Genomic DNA, 19,750 nt, shown 5'->3' with positions numbered 1-19,750 from the left:
TGTAAAATGATCTAAGGTAGGCGGCCGGATGCTTCCAGCATTCGGCCGCCTTTTTTTGTCCGTCGTCGGTGCCACCGTTCGTGTCAGCGACGCACGTCCGGGACCAAGATCGGAACCACGCCGGCGACGGTTTCATTTTTGCCGGTTTTGTTGGTATCGGGATCGTCCTTGGGTGCTGGTGTGATGCCGTCATCGTCCTCCTTCACCGGCCCTTCGTTGCCGCCTTGCGACGGCGGCATCGGCTGGTAAACCTCGGACGTCACCGGCATGCCGGTGGATTGAATCGCCGACGGATCAAACGGTCCGGACGAAACCGGTCGCGGCACATGGACCTTTTCGGGTTGGTGACGCGGCTTCAAGAATCGTCCGACTTCGTACGCATCGCGATAGGCATCGGGGCACCATGGACCTTCGCCCAGTTGGATCTGGTTGTACGCCAACAGCGACCCCTTGTTGCCGTGGACATCGCGGATGGCCAGGTTGTACGCGGCCAAGGCTTGATAGAACTGTTGTTCGCTGGTGACGACCTGGCGTTGTGCTTGCAACAGGAAATTAATGTTGTCCGTGCCGTCCAGGTAACGACGGCGCAACACTTCGACCTGACGCAGATCGGCCAAGTAGCGGTTGTAGTTGGTTTCCACCAACTGATACGTGACCTCCAATGCACGCGTTGCCGCGGTCAATTCATGGCTGACACGCAATTCGGCATCGGACAACAGTGCCCGTTCGCGTTGCAGCGTCAACTTGGCGTTGGCGATCGCCGCACTGGCCGCTCGCAATCCCACGGGCAACGACAACTCCATGCCCATTTGCCATTCTTCGAACTGGCCGCCGGTGATTTCACCATACAGGTTGTCAAGACTGCCGTGCCCTTCGCTGCCGATCAGGTGATCGCCCAACCCGCGAACACGATAGATGCCCAGGAAGTCCAATTGCGGCCGCTTGTTCAGCCGTGCCGCGTACAGTTCCATCTCGCGGCGTTTGACTTGCAGACGTTGTCGACGAATTTCGACGCGTCGCTGCAAGGCTTGGGACAACGCGCTGTTCCAGTCGAACGTCACGCGAACATCGATCGGATCGGTGGTCGGACGGATCAGCGTTCCATCGCTGGCCGGCATGCCGATCAGGTAACGCAGCTCACGTTCCAGTTCATACAAACCCTGGGTGCCGCCGAGCGCGTTTTGCACCTGGGCATCGAATTGGTAGTACTGCGATCTTGCTTGGGCTTCTTCGTCGCGACGTCCGGTACCGACTTCCAAGCGGACTTGTTGGAACTGCAACGTCTGTAACGCTGATTCGCGACCCTTCAGGTTGGCTTCCAAGACCCGATAGGCCGTGGCCAAGTTCCAGTACGCGGCTTCCACGTCCGATACGACACCGATCACGTTGCGTTCGAATTCGGCCAGCGATACGTCTTCGTTGACACGCGCGATCAAGACACCGTTGTACTGACCGGGAACCGATCCATTGCCGACGATGCGGTTGAACTGGGTGCCCGCACCACGCATCAAGGGCTGACGATACTCGGCTTCGAAATACCCGATGAAGGAACTTCGCAGGAAGTTGAACGGCCGGTTGTTGCGGTCATAGTTGACGTTGTGCCGCAAGGCAAAGCTGGCACCCTGTGCGGTGCGTTTGGACAGCTCGTTGGAGAAAACCGATTGGGTCGCTTGAAGTGCCAGCGGACTGAACTGGATCGCGATCGGGTTGTTGGGATCCACATTATTGGGCGTGTCGACCTTGTTCCAACTGAGTGTCTGCGCGTATTGGGCATCGAACGCTGCCAACGCCGCTTCCACGCCTGAGAACGGATCGGAGTGTGCCATCGCCGGGTCGTAAACGGTCGATACCGATTGTGGCGAAACGACCGCATTGGTGCCGGTGCGACGCAAGACGGGGCTTTGCGAAATGGCCCGCCGGATCGCTTCATCCAACGTCATTTCCAACGCGGGAATCTTTGACGGGTCTTCCAATGTGACCGGCGCCGATGCGGCACGGGCCGCCTGGCTGGTCGGCGTCGCGCACTGGGCGACTTCGGGGTATTCGATCCGCAAGGCCGAATTGTCGTGATACGACGTCTTGGTGTCGTGAGGCCCATCGGGCAGATGGCGAAACACGCCGCAACCACCGATCGATTGCACGACGGTCCCGATCACTATGGCAGCGACCAGGGCTCGCTTTCGTTCAAAGCGTCGACTGCGACGCTTGGTCGATGCGTCAGCAGAACTGTGCGGGGATGTCGTGTCTGACATAGCGATGTCGCCTCGATCAGGAACGCTTGGGATGCTGCGGTACAGACGACGGACGCCCGAAAATCGCTCGGGACGAATCTTCCGCTACCGTCGTCAGCACCGTCATCGGACATACACACCGCATTTCTGGAACGACCGGCGCCCGAAGCGCGGCGATCAACCGTACTCACACCGAACAAGCCCGACACAAGGCATAACCGGCATATCCGGCCACCTGTCAAAGCAGTCAAGCTTTGACGGTTATGCAACGATCAACCCGACGTCTGGCCGATCAGATCGAACCCAAGCGGCGGGCGATGAGATGACGCGCGTTCACAATCGCGATTCTGTCGTCAGCGCACGAGAAACGCCGCAAAGGGGATGACCTTTGCGGCGAGGCGATGATTCGATTGGATTCGTCGGTCGAAAAAGGGCTAGGGCAAAGCCACTGCGGCACCGGCGATCGCGGCGGCTTCGGCAATCACCGCACGCTTTTCATAAGGTGGACGTTGCAACATACGCGGTGCACAGCTGCCGACCCGGTAATACCCCATCGTGTATTCGCAATCGCACGGCGGTCGCACTGTCGCAAGGTACGGCAACATCGGGATCGTCGCGAAGAACCGGGCACCGCTGATCAAAGGAGTCGCACAGGGGAACCGCTCGTGACCGTGGCGTTCCAGCATTCGGTCTTCGAAGTACCGTGGCAATGAAAACGTGTTCGGCGCGGCCCAGTGCTTGACCGTCCACGAAGCCGGCAAGCCGCGATCAAACAAACTTTCGGGCAAAGCCATCACCGGCGTCGGTACATCGCCACGGAAATTGTCCGGCAGACGCCCGTTGCCGATCTCGGTCATGTCCGTCGTCAGGGCTTCCAACTTGGGCAATACGAAGCGGCCGCCCTCGAGCGACGGCACTCGTTCGTTACCGTCACCATAGATCGACTTGCTCAGCCGACCGTCCATGTCGTCTTCATCCATTTCGCCCAAGTCATCCGATCCGTAATCCTCCGCCGGATCGTCAAAGTCATCCAGCGGATCGACGTCATCAGCCGACGAATCAGGCGGATCCAATTCGTTCAACCATGCGGTAGAAAACGCATTGGCGGGTTCCATCAGATTGGCCGCAAACGCACCACTCGGTTCGGCCGCCCCGGCAAGCGAGCAACAACCGATGCCGACGGCCAGCCCCAAACTGCCCAGGCTCTTCAAGCCCAAGGCACGCCACAGACGACGGCGACGCCGAATCGGTTGGTCACCGACACACGCCCCATCAGTGCATTGGACAAAGGGTTGAGTTTCGTTTTCGTTACGGACACGCATGAGTGCTTCCTTGCACGGCGGATCGGCTCGTAAGATCGCATCGAACGGATACCCAGCTTGCGCGGGCAGCCACTCGTTAAAAGACCTTCGACCAATCCATCTGCTGAAAACAGTCCATGCGTGCTTTCGCCGCATAACCCGAACAGCCCGAACAAGCGTTGCGTCATCACCGGTCCACCAGCGGACAATGGCACCCGAATCGCGTGTGGCTGCTATTGGTCGTCCGCAGCGGATGCCTCGTCGGACGTTTCGGTGGAATCTGAACCTTCAGACTCGGCCGCCTTCTTCTCCGCCGCATCCTGTTCAGCCTTGCGTCGATCCAGCGTCGCTTGATCGACAAAATTCATCGAAGCGCTGTTCATGCAGTAGCGCAAACCAGTCGGCCGTGGGCCGTCTTCGAACACGTGTCCCAGGTGAGCCTTGCAGCGGCTGCAGTGGACTTCCACGCGGGTGTAGAACAGCTTCCAATCCTTTTTGGTCCCCACCGAATCGGGGCTAAGCGGTGCAAAGAAGCTGGGCCATCCGGTTCCCGATTTGAATTTCGTCTTGCTGGTAAACAAAGGTTGACCACAAACGACGCATTCGTACTGGCCTTCGCGTTTATTGTTCCAATACCGGTTCTGGAATGCCGGTTCGGTGCCTTCGTTCTGCGTGACGTTGTACTGGATCGGCGACAGTTCGCGTCGCAGTTGTGCTTTGGACTTCGGGCGATACGGCTTGGCCTTTTCCTCCGCCACACCGGACTGCTTTCGTGACGAATCGGAATCCTGTGCCAACACCGCCCGGGAACCGACCGATCCCCAAACCCCGGTCAAAACGGCCACAATGGCGGCGGCTGACAAAATCGAGAAAAGCGATTTGCGCTGCATCGTATCTCTCCGAAAACGGTCGACGGTGCGAACGCGATGCGTCCGTCCGCCAATAATGAACAAGGATGACGTGCCAGTCGGCGTAGCGATCCGCCGCTATCCATCGTGGCGAACGACTGGTCGGAATGCCACGTAAAAATGGCCTAAGACCGGATCACTCCGCCCGACACTCACATTTTATGCCACAAGTCCAGCTTTCCGCCGTTCGATTCGACTATCCGGATCCTGCCCCCACCGCATCGGGGCTGTTGTCGGGAATCGATTTGGACATCGACGACGGCCAGTATGTCTGTCTGGTGGGCAACAGCGGGTCCGGAAAATCGACGCTGTTGCGGTTGATCGCTGGGTTGCTCCGTCCCGACGCGGGCATCATTCGCATCGGCGGAGTCGATGTCGACGGTGTGCCCCCCCATCGCCGCGACGTCGCAATGGTGTTTCAGGGCGACGCTTTGTATCCCCATCTGTCCGTCGCCCGACAACTGTCGGTCGGTCGAGCCCAAACAAACGTACGCGATTCGACACGACTTTCCGACATCGTTCGGTCCACCCGCATCGAAGGTTTACTGGACCGGTTCGCCGATGGGCTTAGCGGTGGTGAACTGAAACGAGTCGGGCTGGCCAAAGCGTTGATCCGCAATGCGGGTGTGCGATTGCTGGATGAACCCCTGTCGGGAATCGATGCGTCGCACCGACAGTCGCTGGCAGATATTTTGATCGAGGTCCACCAACGCGGCGGCGGCGTGACGCTGCACGTGACGCATGACGGACAGGAAGCCGTGCGAGTCGCGGATTCCATCGCTGTCTTGCATGACGGCCGTATCGTTCAAAGAGACAACCCCGAAGTGCTGCTGGACAAGCCCGAACACCGCGCGACCTGTCGGCTGTTAACACCGTGGGGCCTGAATGAGTTTGCGTTTACACCTGCGTCTAAAAGCAGATCGAATCAAATCCAGCTGAGTAAGTTGCCCGACCAAGACATGAATACCGCGCCGACCGTTTGCATCTTGCCCCAAGCGGTTTCGGTCGAGTGCATCGAATCGTCATCGACGCCGGCAAACGTTCCAGCAACGTTGCAACGCGTCGGCGGGGACCGATGGGCGATCGTCGGGAACCTGGTTCGTCGTGCCTCAAACCGCTTCACGGTATCGCTGCCGATTCACACGCACGACCGCTCAGACGAAGCCGGAACAAAAGCACTTCTTCGTTTTACCGTCGCCGACCATGATGGATCGATGAAATCGGCCGAGCCCGGTCGCACCGTGCGAATGGTATTCGCCGACGACGCGGTGCATTTCTTTGACGCCGATGGATGGCGACAAGACGTCCATTGATGTTTGCACGGCGGCATGCCAGGCACGATAACGAATTCGCAACCGTCCAGTCCCGCTGACGTCATCCCGAACGATGCGTTAGTCTTCGCGACATGGAATCGCTTTCCGAATTCTTGCCGCTGGCGTTGATCCTTTCGGTCGGCGTATTCGTTCAGTCCGCCGCCGGTTTTGCCGCGGGGCTGTTGATCGTCCCCAGCCTTCTGTGGTGCGGTTACAGCATCCCCGAAGCGCAAACGGCATTGTTGGTCGCGACGATTCCACAGAATGCTTGGGGCGTTTGGAAATTCCGCGACTGTTTGACGCCTAAACAAATCGCGTGGCCGGGGCTGGGGCGGTTGGTGTTTTTGCCCTTGGGCGTCTGGGCGCTTCAAAATCTGGAATCGGTGTCGATCACGACGCTTCGCCAGATCGTCGGCGGATTCGTCCTGACGGCCACCTTGGCGACGATCTATTTTCGTCCTGTCCCGCGGGCTCGTCTTCACCCCGGCTGGGCGTTCCTGGCGTTTCCACTGTCGGGCTTTTTTCAGGGCGTCGTCGGCATGGGTGGCCCGGCGATGGTGTTCTGGGTCCAGGCCCACGACTGGGACACGCGTCAAATCCGCGGTTTTCTGTTCGGGATGTATCTGATCAGCTTGGCCCCCGCGTTGACGGTTCTGTATTTGTTTTTCGGCGACCGAATCATCGGCCCGGGAATTGCGGCGGCCGCATTGACGCCCTGGCTGATCGTGGTGACCAATTTGGGGCTGCGATTCGGCACGCGACTGGGACGCCAGCGTTTGCGAGTGTTAACGCTGGGGCTGTTGTTGATGTTGGGGGTGTCGGGGCTGGCATCGCCGTGGCTGCGGTGAAAACCGACGACCGCAAACTCGGTCACTGACCATCGGATCGCTGGACATCTGGCTCGCGAACGGGCCAAAACGGCCGTCGATCCGCATCCACGCAACGTTTGCTAAATTCATCCTATCCGCGGCCCGTCAAAGCGGCCCAATCACGTCACACTCCGGTGCATCGAGTCGATTCATGTGGGATTTTCTGTCAATGGATTTCGCAAGCGTTTCCTGGCTGGCGTCCGGTGTCCAAATCGCCAGTGATGCCCCACTGGTGTCGATGGAATCGGCCATCGCCTTGTTCGCGTTGACGGCGATGGAAATCGTCTTGGGAATCGACAACATTGTCTTCATCGCAATCATCACCGGTCGGCTTCCCCAGGACAAACGGTCCTTCGCGCGTCGGTTCGGGCTGTTCCTGGCGATGGGGATGCGGATCTTGCTGCTGATGATGATCGGCTGGCTGATGGGCCTGGAAGACGCCTTGATCACGCTAAGCGATTTCGTTTCCTTTGCCGGACTTGGTGACTGGCTGGCCGAACACGAAGAAGTCAATCAGGTTTCCGGTCGCGATCTGATCTTGCTGGTCGGCGGCCTGTTCCTGATGTACACCGCGGTCCGCGAGATTCACCACAAAATCGAAGGCGGCGAACTGGAACACGAAATTGGCAATTTGCCGGGTGACACAGGCGGTTCGGCCGATGGCATCGATCCGCCTGCATCCGGATCAGGCAAGATCACCGTCGGCGGCGTCCTGTTTCGGATCGCGTTCATGGACGTGATCTTTTCACTCGACAGCGTGATCACGGCCGTCGGCATGGCGTCGCACATCGAAATCATGGTCACCGCCGTGATCATCAGCGTCGGCATCATGATCATCTTTGCCAATCAGATCAGCGATTTCGTTCAACAGCACCCGACGGTGAAAATGCTGGCGTTGTCGTTCCTGATTCTGATCAGCGTGGTATTGCTAAGCGACGCGATCGGCGAACCGATCAACAAAGGCTACGTCTACTTTGCGATGGCGTTTTCGTTGTGCGTCGAATTTCTGAATCTACGCATGAAGACCAAACGCATTCGTCCCAGTCAGGGCGAAGGCGAAACGGGTTCACTAACGTCCGCGGCCCAGTAGGCACCGGCGATCAGTTGACGACATTGACCGCATCGCCATGGATCCATTGGCGAACGTTGTCCGTCACCGTGTCAATCAACCGTCGTCGCGCTTGGACCGTGGCCCAGGCGACGTGGGGCGTGATGATGCAACGGTCCAGGCCCATCAGCGGATGGTCCGCCTTCATCGGTTCGCTGTCCAACACGTCCAGGGCCGCAGCACCGATGACACCGTTTCGCAGTGCCGATGCCAACGCTTCTTCGTCGATCACCGGTCCCCGCGATGTGTTGACCAACCACGCCGACGACTTCATCGTCGACAACCGTTGTGCGTTGATCAAATGATGCGTCTGTGGCGTCAGCGGACAATGCAGCGAAACGACATCGCTTTGCGCCAGCAAATCATCCAATCCCACCGGCGTGAACGCATCGGGATCGTTGGGATCCGGATTCGGCGGCGTGCGAGAATACGCCAAGATATTCATTCCCAACGCCCGGGCGATCGTGGCGGTACATCGTCCGATCGAACCAAACCCGATGATGCCCATCGATAATCCCGCCAATTCGATCAGCGGGCCGGTCGTGAAGCTGAAGTCCGGACAGCGTTGCCATTGCCCGTCTTGAACCGCATCGTTGTGCCGGCCGACTTGGTTGGCCAGTTCCAGCACCATGGCAAAGACGTGCTGGGCAACCGAACGGGAACTGTAATCCGGAACGTTGGTCACCACGATGCCACGCTGCGACGCGGCTTCCATGTCAATGATGTTCGTTCCCGTCGCGGTGACGCCGATGTATCGCAGTCGTGGCAACGCCGCCAATGTCTCGGCATTCAGTGGCACTTTGTTGGTCAGCACCACATCGGCGTCTTGGCAACGCGGAATGATTTCATCGGCGGCGGTGCGTGGATAAACCTGCACATCACCCATGTTCGACAGTGCGTCCCAAGAAAGGTCACCGGGGTTCGCGGTGTGCGCATCAGTTACGACAATCTTCATCTCGGCCAGCCAGTTCGCATCGTGATGGTGGATAACGACCGACCGGCCAATGCATGATCGCCGCGACGCTGATGCGCCGCGGTTGGAAACAAGCAGCGAATCAGTTTCGCGCCCTGCGACGCTTGACCGGTTGGATCGTGTCTCCGGGAACTTGATACATTTCCTGCATCTGCGTCAACCGCTCGGTCATTCGGCTGCGAATCTCGGCGTACGCGGGGTCATCGGCGACGCTGGTCAGTTCGTTCGGATCTTTTTGCAGATCAAACAGTTCCCAGTCGTCGATCGGTTTGCCTTCCAACGCATAAAAGTGAATCAGCTTGTACCGGCCGTCGGTCACACCGCAGTGCCGAGCCACGTCATGCGCCCCGGGGTTTTCGTAATAGTGGTAATAGAAGTCCTTTCGCCAATCCGCCGGCGTTTGACCACGCAACAGCGGCACCAATGACCGGCCCTGCATCTCATCGGGCACCGGCACACCGGCCAAGTCCAGGAAGGTTTCGGCAAAGTCCAGATTGCTGACGATGTCGTCATTGGTGCTGCCCGCCTGGGTCACGCCGGGCCAACGAATCATCAGCGGCGTTTTCAGCGATTCTTCGTACATCCAGCGTTTGTCGAACCATCCGTGTTCGCCCAAATACCATCCTTGGTCGCTGCTATAGATAACGACCGTGTTGTCAGCCAAACCGGCTTCATCCAAGTAGTCCAGCACCACACCCACGCCATCATCGACGCTGCGAACGCATCGCAAGTAATCCTTGACGTAACGCTGGTACTTCCACTGCACGATTTCCTTTTCGGTCATCGATTCACGGGCCTTCAAGAAGGCCTTGTTCTTGGGCCCGTACGCCGCGTCCCAAGCTTGTCGCTGCTGGGCGTTCAAGATGCCTGACCCGGTCAATTTCAAATCGCGATCATTCAGGTGACGAGCCATGGTCATCGCCTGAGCAGCGGCGGATTGGGTCCGCCCCGAATAATCGTCCCACATCGTTTCTGGTTCCGGAATCGTAACGTCATCCAGCCAATTCAAATACTTCGGTCCCGGCATCCAGTTTCGGTGGGGTGCCTTGTGCTGGAACATGACCATGAACGGACGATCGGGATCACGAGCTTCCTTCAACCAGCGGACCGTTTTTTCGGTGATGATGTCGGTGGTGTAACCGGTGTGTTCACGCTTGACGGGCTGACCATCCGGCCCGGCGGTCAACATCGGCGGATTGTAATACGGCCCTTGTCCCTGAAGCACATCGTAATAGTCGTATCCTTGTGGCGTGGACTTCAGGTGCCATTTGCCGATCACCGCCGTTTGATACCCGACCGCCTGCAGCAGCTTGGGGAACGTTTGCTGGTCGCCGTTGAACGTGTCGCGGTTGGTCTTGAATCCGTTCAGATGGCTGTACTTGCCCGTTTGGATCACCGCCCGACTGGGACCACAAATCGAATTCGTGACATAGCAACGATCGAAACGCATGCCGCCTTTGGCGATTCGGTCCAAATTCGGCGTTGCGGTCCGCGAATCGTCATACGCACTCAACGCCTGTTGGCAGTGGTCGTCGGTAAAGATGAAGACGATGTTGGGACGTTCGGCAGGGACGACCGACGCGGCCCCGATGCACAAGACCATCCCAAAGACCACGCACACCGGTTTCACCCACCCGGCAACTCGTTGCAATCCCATCACGTTGCGATCCTTTCATGAAGACACTGGCACGGCGGAATTGGCACGGCGAAATTGCCGCAGCGGCCTAAGCAAAGAGCCGCCGGTCGATCGCCGAACCGTTCAAGGTTTTGTTGCTGTGACAAGTCGACGCAGCACAAAAAGCACACCGGGGCGCGATGCAGAATCGCGTCGGCCCTCAGCGATCCGCAGTATAGGCCCATCACGAACACCTCGTCGGATCGTTGACAGTATCCAAGCAGGTTTTGGGTTAAACTGTTGTGACCTTGGTTCCTAAGCCGGCGGACAGACCTTTTTGAGCTTTGTGACCCGACGATGCCGACGCATCGAGCCGAGATTCCCACCTACCTTTCCATCTTCACGCTACACGCCCATGCCTCCGATTCGCCAATCGGCCATTCCCTTTTGCCCAACCTATCGCCGGTGCGTTCTTCGACACGTCGGATCCAGTTCACGGTGGTGTTCGGCTCCCCTCGCTATCGCGTTTCTGTGCATCCAGTCCGCGACACTGCTTTGCAATCCCGCCGGTGCGCAAACGGCAACCTCGTCGCCCGATAACGCCGAACTGTTGACCAAGATTCACCAACAAATTGTGGAAGCGTCGGGCGAGGTCAGCCAAGACGACTTCAAAAACTACCGTCAAACCATCCCTCGCACCGGAGTCGAGTTTGAGATGGTGGCGGTCCCCGGCGGCAGCTTTACGATGGGCAGTCCCGAAGACGAGGAAGACCGCGAAGACAACGAGGGCCCCCAGCAACAGGTCACCGTGTCACCGTTTTGGATGGGCAAGTGCGAAGTGACTTGGGACGAATACGAACCGTACATGATCACGCAAGCACCGCGTGACAAAAATGGTGCCCGCAAGGACTACGACCCGGCCACCGACGACATCGTCGATGGCGTCAGCCAACCGACACCGCCGTACACCGAAATGAGTTTCGGCATGGGGCAAACCGGTTACCCCGCGATCAGCATGACCCAGCACGCGGCCAACAAGTATTGCCAATGGTTGAGCGCCCAGACGGGTCACTTTTATCGGCTGCCCACCGAAGCCGAATGGGAATACGCCTGTCGCGCCGGAACCACCGGCCCCTATTCGTTTGATGCCGACGCGATGGAAGACCATGCGTGGTTCTATGACAACAGCGATGATAAGTATCAACAGGTCGGCCAACTGAAACCCAATCCGTTCGGCCTGCATGACATGCACGGCAACGTCATGGAATGGACCGCCGACCAATACGAAGACGATTACTTTGATCGCATCGCGGACAACACCACCGATCCGATCGTGCGGCCGATCAAGCTGTATCCCCGCAGTGTGCGTGGCGGCAGCTGGTACGACGATCCCGAGCAATTGCGATCCGCCTATCGCCGCGGCAGCGATCCGTCCTGGAAAGACCAAGACCCACAATTGCCCCGCAGCATCTGGTACCACACCGACGCCCTATGGGTCGGGTTCCGTGTCGTTCGTCCGATGCAGGTCCCCGACGTCAAAACAATGGACGCGTTTTGGAACAGCGCGACCGATGCCCGCTAGCGAGCACTTCCTCCAACGATCACTTCATCCGCGGCGACGACGCGGCCCATGCGGTCGCCCACCGGCGCCAACGAATCCCACCTTGTTTTGTTTCCCCACCCATTTCATCAGGTTTTCTCACCATGACCGATCTGCCCCGTCGTGATTTCATTCGCAGTGCCGCCGGAACCACCGCCGCCGTCGGCGCGATGGCTGTTCCCAAGGTTTATGGCCAAGCCACCAATGACACCCTTCAAGTGGCGCTGATCGGTTGCGGTGGACGCGGTACCGGCGCGGCCAGCAACGCGCTGCGTGTCGGAAACGGCCCGACCAAGTTGGTCGCGATGGCGGACGTCTTTGAAAACCGCTTGGAAATCAGCCTTTCGGCACTGAACAATGAGTTCCGCGAAACGCCCGACAAGGTCGACGTGCCCAAGGATCGTCGACACGTCGGTTTCGACGCTTACGAAAAAGCACTGGACGCATTGAACCCCGGCGACATCGCCGTGTTCGCCACCCCGCTGGCGTTCCGCTGGGTCCACTTCCAGAAAGCGATCGAAAAGGGCCTCCACGTTTTCATGGAAAAGCCGTTGATCGCCGACGGCCCCAGCGCCAAACGCATGCTGGAACTGTCAAAGAAAGCCGACGAGAAAAACCTGAAGTGCGCGGTCGGCCTGATGATTCGCCACTGCCGTGGTCGCCAACAATTGCATCAACGCATCCAAGACGGCGAAATCGGTGACATCATCGCGATGCGTGCTTACCGAATGCAGGGCGTCATCGGATCGTGCTTCTCCACAAAGAAACCCGAACACAAATCCGAAGTCGAATGGCAAATCGAACGCTTCCACAGTTTCCTGTGGGCCAGCGGCGGCAGCTTCAGCGATTTCTATATTCACCAGATTGATGAAACGTCATGGATGAAGAACGCGTTTCCGATCAAGGCCCACGCCGTCGGCGGACGTCACTACCGTCACAACGAAGACGGCGAACTGTACGTCGACCAAAACTTTGACACCTATTCGGTCGAATACACCTATCCCGACGGCACCAAACTGTTCTTCGACGGCCGCAACATGCTGGGTTGCCAAAACGAAATGTCCAGCGTGGTTCACGGCACCAAGGGATCGGCGTTTGTCAGCAAATTCGGTCACTCACCACGCGGCGTCAGTTCGTACAAGGATCAAGAACAGAATCGCCGCCAACGCATCTGGGAATACGACACTCCGAAACTGAGCCCGTACGATTTGGAGTGGGAAGATTTTGTCGATGCGATCGTCAACGACAAGCCATACAACGAAGTCCCACGCGGCGTCGAAGCCAGCTTGGTGACCAGCATGGGACGCATGGCGGCACACACCGGCCAAGAAATCACCATCGAACAAATGCGTGAATGTCCGCAGATGTTTGCTCCCGATGCGGACAAGATGACGATGGACGGCCCGGCGCCCGTCATGCCCGATGCCGACGGCTTGTATCCGATTCCCAAGCCGGGAATCAACAAGAAATTCGAATACGTGATCGAAGCCTAAACGCGGAACCGACATAGGCACATTGCCGTCTTTTACGTCAGAATAGGGCATCGACGCCAAGGGCTCCGGCGTCTTCGCCCTTTTCGGTAAAGACCAATTCCTATGCGTGAACATGTCGAACGACAGTTCGGATTTTTGCGGTCAACGGCGATCGGCGGCATCGTTTTCTTGTTGCCTTTGATCGTCGTGGGATATCTACTCGGCCAAGTCGGATCGATCGTCTACTGGATCGCTCAGTTCCTGAACGAGACCTTCGAAATCCGCACGGTCCACGGTTACACCGTGCTGCTGATGGCCGCCATCGCGGTGCTGATCATCCTGTGCTTTAGCGCCGGCGTCGCCGCACAGTTGGCCATCGGCAAGAAATTCAGCGGGATCGTGGAAAAGCATCTGATCATGATCTTTCCGCGATACTCCATTTACAAAGACCAGGTCGCCGGTGGCATCGGCGGCGAACTGGGACGCGATCGCATGAAGCCCGTGCTGATCGATCACATGGGCATCTATCGACCGGGGCTGGAAATCGAACGCAGTGACGATGGTCGTGTCACCGTCTATTTCCCCGGGTCGCCGGATCCGTGGAGCGGGACCTTCGGCTTCCTGAAATCGGAACAGGTCACCAATATCGACGTCGACCTGGGCGAATTCCTGGCCACCTTCGAACGCCTGGGACGTGACAGCTATCCGCTGCTTCGTGATGCTTGGAAAGCCAGCCAAGCGGGTCAAACCGAATCAACCGAATCAACTGCCTGAAACCACCGGCGTCTAGCCGACGGCATCGCCAATTGATTTACCAGCGAAGCCTTACTTTTTTTCGACGCGATCCTTCGGCCACGGCAACACGTTGGCTTGTCTCGCCCAGCGGGTCCATTGGTCACGTAATCTTTGGACCACCTTGGGATGCGATGATGCAACATCGTTTTGCTCGGTCCGATCGCGGACGATGTCGTACAACTCCCAGGCATCCGGAGCCGTCGCATTCAGCGATACCAATTTCCATTTGCCTTGCCGAACCGCGGCGTGTGATTCATGTTCCCAGAACAGCGACCGCGAATCGGCCAGCGAGTCATCGACAGATTCAAAGGCTGGCTTCAGGCTGACACCCGGCGTCGGCTTGATTGCTTGGCCGTTGAACTGCGTTGGATACATGGCACCAGCGACATCGGCACACGTGGCCAGGACATCGACGACGTGCCTCGGTCGCCGGCACCAACGATCGGGCTGATCGATGCCGGCGGGCCAATGCGCAATCAGCGGCGTCGCAATCCCACCTTCGTGGACCCAGCGTTTGTGCAATCGGAACGGCGTGTTGGACGCATTGGACCAAGCTTCGCCCATGCTGCTGCTGCGGCCACTTTGGTTTCGCCATTGATCATGGTTCCCCTTGGTGTTTTCATTCCAGCGATAGCCAAACATGCCACCCTCGGCACAGCACCCGTTATCCGACAGAAACAGAATCAGCGTGTTGTCCAGTCGGCCGGACTGATCCAATTCCTGGATGATCCGCCCGATGTTTTGATCCATCCGTTCGATCTGGGCCGCATAGATCTCGCGTCGAAACGCTGATTCGTTTTGGTCCGACGCCGACAGATCTGCCCAAGCCGGGCATTGGCTATCGGGCAATGTGGTGTCTGCATCAACGACGCCCATCTGGATCATGCGTTCCAGTTTTTCGCGACGCAGTTGATCCCAACCTTCGTCGTATCGTCCCTCGCACTGGCTGATGTTTTCAACGGGTGCTTCCAGCGGCCAATGCGGCGAATTGTAAGCCGTGTACAAGAAGAACGGTCGCTCATCATCGGCCGCGTCATCCAAGAACTTCAGCGACCAATCGGTGAACACATCGGTGGTGTACCAAGGCTGATCGGGATGCAGCGAGTTGGAGGGTGTTTCGGTCGCATCGATCACCAGACGGTCGTTGTGATAGACCGGGCACCCCGGCAGCACTTTGAAATAGCTGTCGACGTGAATGTGAATGCCGTAGAAGTGTTCGAATCCTCGATCGGTCGGCCACTGTCCCTTTTCATGCCCAACGTGCCATTTGCCCGCCATCATCGTGCGATAGCCGGCGTCCTTCAATACTTCGGCGATCGTGACGGTCTGGCGATTCAAATAGGGGTGATAACCGGCGCCGCGATCACGATAGACCATGTGCCCCAGTCCCGCTTCATGCGGATACAGCCCGGTCAACAGTGACGCTCGTGTCGGACAACAACGTCCGGTGTTATAGAACTGTGTGAAACGGATTCCGCCAGCGGCCAAGCGATCGATGTTCGGCGTCTGTATTTCACCGCCGTAACAACCGATATCCGAAAACCCCATATCATCGGCCATGATCAGCACGATGTTAGGCCGTGGTTGGTCGCCGGCCGAAGCGGATTGCATCCCCGAGATGTGCAACAGCCCAAGCGGGAAAACCCATCCGCAAAACCAAACCGTCCATTTCGTTGAGAATTTTTTCATTGATCCGGTGAACAACGGAGGATGAAAACGTTGATCGCATTGCGACCATTTCATGGCGGGTGGCCAACCAAATGGGTCGCCGCCCCGTCATCCAACGCCAGATAACGCGGAACTGTGACCGTTTGCACAACGGACCGATGAGCCAGGCGACGACACCCCAACGTTGAATCAACGTGACACGGGCGGGCTCCAGCGATTGACGGTAATTCTAACATGACTGAAACACGACAAACGCCAACAGCAACACCACCCAAACAAAAGAGACCTTCAACAATGCCAACTGTTCATGCCTATGCCGCGACCGAGGCCAAAGGAGAATTGGAACCGTTTGAATACGAGTTGGGTGACCTTGAACCCGACCAAGTCGATATCAAAGTTGAATCATGCGGCATCTGTCACAGCGACGTCAGCATGCTGGACAACGACTGGGGCATCAGTGCCTATCCACTGGTTCCCGGCCATGAGGTGACCGGAACGATCGACGCCGTTGGCGAATCGGTGACGTATGTCAGTCCCGGCGATCGTGTGGGTCTGGGCTGGCATTCGCAGTACTGCATGACTTGCGATCAATGCATGCAGGGACACCACAACCGATGCGCGAACGCCGTGGGCACCATCGTCGGACACCATGGCGGATTTGCCGATCGGGTCCGAGCCCAAGCGGCGGCGGTCACCAAGATCCCCGACGGTTTGGACGCCGCGGAAGTCGGCCCAATGCTGTGTGGCGGTGTGACGGTGTTCAACCCGATGCTGACCAAGCGACTTTCGCCGACCGCACGTGTCGGTGTCATCGGCATCGGCGGCCTTGGACACATGGCATTGATGTTCGCCAACGCTTGGGGATGCCACGTGACCGCGTTCACCTCCAGCGGTCCGAAGATGGACGAGGCCAAGAAACTTGGGGCACACGAAACGATCAACTCCCGTGACGACGACGCAATCGAAGCGGCCGCGGGTCAGTTCGACATGTTGTTGTCGACCGTGAACGTCAACTTGAATTGGTCGCTGTTCTTGAAGACCCTGCGTCCCGACGGCCGACTGCATTTTCTGGGTGCCGTCACAGATCCGGTGGAACTCGACCTAATGCCGATGATTTTCGGCGACCTGTCAGCGGGGGCGTCGCCCGTGGGAAGCCCCGCGACGATACGCACCATGCTGGATTTCGCCCAGCGGCACCAAATCACTCCGGTGACCGAACATTTTCCCATGAGCAAGGTCAACGATGCGATGGAGCACCTGCGCGAAGGCAATGCCCGATACCGGATCGTGCTGGACCGCGATTGATGCCGATTCGTCAACCGCAGATGTCCAAGCACGGGTGCGTCGGATCCCGCGGAAGCACAGTCTGGCTGAAAGGGGCGTGAAACAGAGTCGGCGGGTGAATGCCGGCGAATCGCTAGCATTCACCGTTCGGAACTGTCTCGTCCGTCTTCCAGGCCGTGTTCCTCAGCGGCTTCGGAAACTATTTCGGCGTTGCACGCGATGCCGTGTCCGCAAAAAAACAGGCGAAATACCGCTTTTTGCACCGGAGTCGCGGACGGCGGCGGCGTGGTCAGACCACTCCGGCCGACCCGTGCGACCATTCAACGCCCGGCAAATCACTCTTCCCCATTTGGCGCGGGTTTTCTAGGATGACGCCATAACGGAATGTCTCTTCACGTCGCATGCACGGACCCAGGAATGCGCAACCTTTTCATCATCGGTCTGCTGGTTGTCGGAGCCTCCATGGCCGGCTGGTTCACCATCGAAAAAGACGGTGAGGATACCGGCATCAAATTTGACACCAGTGAAATCAAAAGCGACCTGAGCAAGCTGCGCGAACGAGGCCGCGAATATCTGGACAAGAGCCGGGACGAAGGCGACGAAACGAGCTGGACCGACCAATGGCGGTCGCAACCCGATTCGGGATACGACGATCGCAACCAGGCGTACCAGGGTGACCGCTGGAATGACGACCGCACAGCGCAGTCTTGGCAAGACGCTCCTTCCAGTTGGGACCGCGATTATCAGGGAACAGCTTACCGCGACGATCGATACAGCGGCGAAACCTATTCCAATCGACGTCCACCTTGGAACAACGAACCCGCACCGACTCGCGATGACGGCCGTTATGACGAATACGGACGCCAACCGTATTAGTCACCGGAAAAATCCAGGCGGCCAACGGCACTAATTGAGTTTCCAGGCTAGTTCACCATCTGCCCAGTGCCGCCGAACTTCGGCTGAACTCTAGGGCCGGTAATCTCAGTTGGACTTTGGATTTAGACGCGGCAACAAAGCCCCCGTTTGCTCCAGCCAAACGTCAAGGGCTTCCGCCATCTCCGCCACCTTCTGTGGCATTTGTTCGGCCAGATTCGACTGTTCACCCACGTCTTGTTTCAGGTTGTACAGTTCATAGGCGTGCGTCCCTTGCTCACCGCTGAACCACAACCGGATCAGCTTGTAATCTCCGTCACGAACGAACGATCCGCCCACCGTTCCGGCCAACGTTTTGGATCGTGGAAAGTGACAAAACAGACGTGAACGATCCAGCGAGCCGGTTTCGGTCAGAATCGGCAGCAAACTGACACCGTCAACCGAAAGTTCCCGAGGCACATCGGCGCCGGCGATCTGGCAAAGCGTCGGATACAGATCGATCATGTGGACCGGCACATCGCAAACCGCCCCCGCGGCAATTTTGCCAGGCTTGCGAACAACCATCGGCACACGAATGCCGCCTTCATAGAAACAGGCTTTACCACCGCGCAGCGGTGCATTGGATGTGACCGGAACGGGAAAACGTTCGGCATACTGACCTTTCATGTTATGCCAGTGAATCCCGCCGTTGTCCGACAAAAAGAACAACCACGTATCATCCGCAATCCCCTCGTCATCCAACCGCTGCATGATCTTTCCAAGGCTTTGATCCATCGCATACAGCATCGCAGCCATCACGGGATTTTGATGCTCGTTCGCGGGATCCATCTTTGCCGCAAAACGTTCGATCTGTTCGGCAGGCGCTTCGTAAGGCGAGTGGACGTTGAAGTGTGACAGGTACAAAAAGAACGGATCGTCGCCGCGCCGACTGATCAGCGAACACGCTTCGTCGGTCAAGCGTTCACAGATGTATTCGCCGTCCGGACCGGGTTGCAACGCGGGAATGTTGTTGGGTGCAAAATAGCCGCCGCTAGGCCCCGCACCGCCAACGCCGATCACGGTTTCAAAGCCTTGCTGTTGCGGCCAGAAACGTGGTGCCGCGCCCAAATGCCACTTGCCCAAAAACCAAGTCTGATAGCCAACCTCTCGCAGGACTTCGGCGATGGTTTGCTCCGACAAGGGCAAGTGCGATCGGCTTTGCGGCCACACCACGACCTGCCGCGGATTTGCCGCAGCGGGAACGATCGGGTTGGGCTTGCTTTGTCCGGTAATCGCCTGATGCATTCCGATCCTGGCCGGATACTTTCCGGTCAACAATGCGGCCCGTGACGGCGAACACAGGGGTTGTGCGTACGCCTGGGTCATTCGCATGCCTTGGCCGGCCAAGCGTGACAGATTTGGCGTTTCGTAGAACGTGCTGCCATAGACCGAACTGTCCGTCCAACCCATATCGTCGACCAGAAAGACAATGATGTTGGGTCGGGCCTTCGCAACCGCGTGATTCTCCATCGTCACAGTGGCGGCAACCAGCAAACAAAAGATGCCAAGCGTTCTCATGGGACCCAAAATCTTTCCACAGACCGAAACGAACAACACCATTCAATTCAACAGCCACGCCAGATCGGAATGGGTAAACCGGCCAGTGGCGGCATCGGATGTCACACCCCATCCCATACGTGGCCGCCTCGCCCAGTATCGACCGATGCCAAGCCAAAAATTCCGCTACGCTAGCCACTCATG

15 protein-coding genes are annotated in these 19,750 nt (G+C 58.0%); 8 read left to right on the top strand and 7 right to left on the bottom strand.

Annotation, left to right across the window (positions count from 1 at the left end):
• Nucleotides 1-83 precede the first annotated feature (83 nt).
• The 3 genes from Mal65_RS09635 to msrB all read right to left on the bottom strand — a co-directional run bounded on the left by Mal65_RS09635 (nucleotide 84) and on the right by msrB (nucleotide 4,422).
• On the bottom strand, nucleotides 84-2,252 hold the full coding sequence (locus tag Mal65_RS09635; RefSeq protein WP_145296569.1) for a TolC family protein: 2,169 nt from the start codon (nucleotides 2,250-2,252) through the stop codon (nucleotides 84-86).
• A 413-nt stretch (nucleotides 2,253-2,665) separates the two neighbouring features.
• A complete protein-coding gene (locus Mal65_RS09630) occupies nucleotides 2,666-3,553 on the bottom strand; it encodes a hypothetical protein (protein ID WP_145296566.1) in 888 nt (295 codons plus the stop codon).
• Between the two features lie 212 nt (nucleotides 3,554-3,765).
• Nucleotides 3,766-4,422 carry a peptide-methionine (R)-S-oxide reductase MsrB gene (gene msrB, locus Mal65_RS09625; protein ID WP_145296563.1) on the bottom strand — a complete coding sequence of 219 codons (657 nt, stop codon included), beginning with the start codon at nucleotides 4,420-4,422 and terminating at the stop codon, nucleotides 3,766-3,768.
• Nucleotides 4,423-4,547: 125 nt separating this feature from the next.
• On the opposite strand from msrB, the gene Mal65_RS09620 reads away from it, so the two are divergent.
• From Mal65_RS09620 to Mal65_RS09610, 3 genes are all read left to right on the top strand, one after another.
• Entirely contained in the window at nucleotides 4,548-5,753 is a 1,206-nt protein-coding gene (locus tag Mal65_RS09620) for an ABC transporter ATP-binding protein (RefSeq protein WP_145296560.1), read from the top strand.
• A gap of 92 nt (nucleotides 5,754-5,845) precedes the next feature.
• Nucleotides 5,846-6,601 carry a TSUP family transporter gene (locus Mal65_RS09615; RefSeq protein WP_145296557.1) on the top strand — a complete coding sequence of 252 codons (756 nt, stop codon included), beginning with the start codon at nucleotides 5,846-5,848 and terminating at the stop codon, nucleotides 6,599-6,601.
• A gap of 190 nt (nucleotides 6,602-6,791) precedes the next feature.
• Nucleotides 6,792-7,712 carry a TerC family protein gene (locus Mal65_RS09610; RefSeq protein ID WP_145296555.1) on the top strand — a complete coding sequence of 307 codons (921 nt, stop codon included), beginning with the start codon at nucleotides 6,792-6,794 and terminating at the stop codon, nucleotides 7,710-7,712.
• A gap of 10 nt (nucleotides 7,713-7,722) precedes the next feature.
• Here Mal65_RS09610 and Mal65_RS09605 read toward each other — a convergent pair whose 3' ends face one another.
• Together Mal65_RS09605 and Mal65_RS09600 are read right to left on the bottom strand one after the other, a co-directional pair.
• A complete protein-coding gene (locus Mal65_RS09605; protein WP_145296552.1) occupies nucleotides 7,723-8,685 on the bottom strand; it encodes a D-2-hydroxyacid dehydrogenase in 963 nt (320 codons plus the stop codon).
• 100 nt (nucleotides 8,686-8,785) lie between these two features.
• Nucleotides 8,786-10,360 carry a sulfatase family protein gene (locus Mal65_RS09600; protein ID WP_231131332.1) on the bottom strand — a complete coding sequence of 525 codons (1,575 nt, stop codon included), beginning with the start codon at nucleotides 10,358-10,360 and terminating at the stop codon, nucleotides 8,786-8,788.
• 568 nt (nucleotides 10,361-10,928) lie between these two features.
• On the opposite strand from Mal65_RS09600, the gene Mal65_RS09595 reads away from it, so the two are divergent.
• From Mal65_RS09595 to Mal65_RS09585, 3 genes are all read left to right on the top strand, one after another.
• Nucleotides 10,929-11,900 carry a formylglycine-generating enzyme family protein gene (locus Mal65_RS09595; protein ID WP_196784718.1) on the top strand — a complete coding sequence of 324 codons (972 nt, stop codon included), beginning with the start codon at nucleotides 10,929-10,931 and terminating at the stop codon, nucleotides 11,898-11,900.
• A gap of 122 nt (nucleotides 11,901-12,022) precedes the next feature.
• A complete protein-coding gene (locus Mal65_RS09590) occupies nucleotides 12,023-13,411 on the top strand; it encodes a Gfo/Idh/MocA family protein (RefSeq protein ID WP_145296546.1) in 1,389 nt (462 codons plus the stop codon).
• A 102-nt stretch (nucleotides 13,412-13,513) separates the two neighbouring features.
• On the top strand, nucleotides 13,514-14,164 hold the full coding sequence (locus Mal65_RS09585; RefSeq protein WP_145296543.1) for a DUF502 domain-containing protein: 651 nt from the start codon (nucleotides 13,514-13,516) through the stop codon (nucleotides 14,162-14,164).
• Nucleotides 14,165-14,215: 51 nt separating this feature from the next.
• Here Mal65_RS09585 and Mal65_RS09580 read toward each other — a convergent pair whose 3' ends face one another.
• On the bottom strand, nucleotides 14,216-15,874 hold the full coding sequence (locus Mal65_RS09580) for an arylsulfatase (RefSeq protein WP_165701175.1): 1,659 nt from the start codon (nucleotides 15,872-15,874) through the stop codon (nucleotides 14,216-14,218).
• Nucleotides 15,875-16,147: 273 nt separating this feature from the next.
• Between Mal65_RS09580 and ahr the strand changes: the two genes are divergently transcribed.
• Together ahr and Mal65_RS09570 are read left to right on the top strand one after the other, a co-directional pair.
• A complete protein-coding gene (gene ahr, locus Mal65_RS09575; protein ID WP_145296537.1) occupies nucleotides 16,148-17,158 on the top strand; it encodes an NADPH-dependent aldehyde reductase Ahr in 1,011 nt (336 codons plus the stop codon).
• Nucleotides 17,159-17,554: 396 nt separating this feature from the next.
• A complete protein-coding gene (locus tag Mal65_RS09570; RefSeq protein ID WP_145296535.1) occupies nucleotides 17,555-18,013 on the top strand; it encodes a hypothetical protein in 459 nt (152 codons plus the stop codon).
• 105 nt (nucleotides 18,014-18,118) lie between these two features.
• Here the strand turns inward: Mal65_RS09570 and Mal65_RS09565 are convergent, their stop codons facing one another.
• Entirely contained in the window at nucleotides 18,119-19,567 is a 1,449-nt protein-coding gene (locus tag Mal65_RS09565; RefSeq protein WP_165701174.1) for a sulfatase, read from the bottom strand.
• Nucleotides 19,568-19,750 lie beyond the last annotated feature (183 nt).

Origin of the sequence: Crateriforma conspicua, assembly GCF_007752935.1 — a bacterium.
In the GTDB taxonomy this organism is placed as follows: domain Bacteria; phylum Planctomycetota; class Planctomycetia; order Pirellulales; family Pirellulaceae; genus Crateriforma; species Crateriforma conspicua.
Note: the sequence above shows the minus strand (reverse complement) of the source record. Positions and strands in the feature narration are given on the sequence as shown.

Bases quoted from the DNA above. Each gene is read 5' to 3' on its own strand.
- Mal65_RS09565 (WP_165701174.1), bottom strand. From the start codon at position 19,567: ATGAGAACGCTTGGCATCTTTTGTTTGCTGGTTGCCGCCACTGTGACG.
- ahr (WP_145296537.1), top strand. From the start codon at position 16,148: ATGCCAACTGTTCATGCCTATGCCGCGACCGAGGCCAAAGGAGAATTG.
- Mal65_RS09580 (WP_165701175.1), bottom strand. From the start codon at position 15,874: ATGAAAAAATTCTCAACGAAATGGACGGTTTGGTTTTGCGGATGGGTT.
- Mal65_RS09590 (WP_145296546.1), top strand. From the start codon at position 12,023: ATGACCGATCTGCCCCGTCGTGATTTCATTCGCAGTGCCGCCGGAACC.
- Mal65_RS09615 (WP_145296557.1), top strand. From the start codon at position 5,846: ATGGAATCGCTTTCCGAATTCTTGCCGCTGGCGTTGATCCTTTCGGTC.
- Mal65_RS09610 (WP_145296555.1), top strand. From the start codon at position 6,792: ATGGATTTCGCAAGCGTTTCCTGGCTGGCGTCCGGTGTCCAAATCGCC.
- Mal65_RS09585 (WP_145296543.1), top strand. From the start codon at position 13,514: ATGCGTGAACATGTCGAACGACAGTTCGGATTTTTGCGGTCAACGGCG.
- Mal65_RS09630 (WP_145296566.1), bottom strand. From the start codon at position 3,553: ATGCGTGTCCGTAACGAAAACGAAACTCAACCCTTTGTCCAATGCACT.
- Mal65_RS09635 (WP_145296569.1), bottom strand. From the start codon at position 2,252: ATGTCAGACACGACATCCCCGCACAGTTCTGCTGACGCATCGACCAAG.
- Mal65_RS09605 (WP_145296552.1), bottom strand. From the start codon at position 8,685: ATGAAGATTGTCGTAACTGATGCGCACACCGCGAACCCCGGTGACCTT.
- msrB (WP_145296563.1), bottom strand. From the start codon at position 4,422: ATGCAGCGCAAATCGCTTTTCTCGATTTTGTCAGCCGCCGCCATTGTG.
- Mal65_RS09600 (WP_231131332.1), bottom strand. From the start codon at position 10,360: ATGGGATTGCAACGAGTTGCCGGGTGGGTGAAACCGGTGTGCGTGGTC.
- Mal65_RS09570 (WP_145296535.1), top strand. From the start codon at position 17,555: ATGCGCAACCTTTTCATCATCGGTCTGCTGGTTGTCGGAGCCTCCATG.
- Mal65_RS09620 (WP_145296560.1), top strand. From the start codon at position 4,548: ATGCCACGTAAAAATGGCCTAAGACCGGATCACTCCGCCCGACACTCA.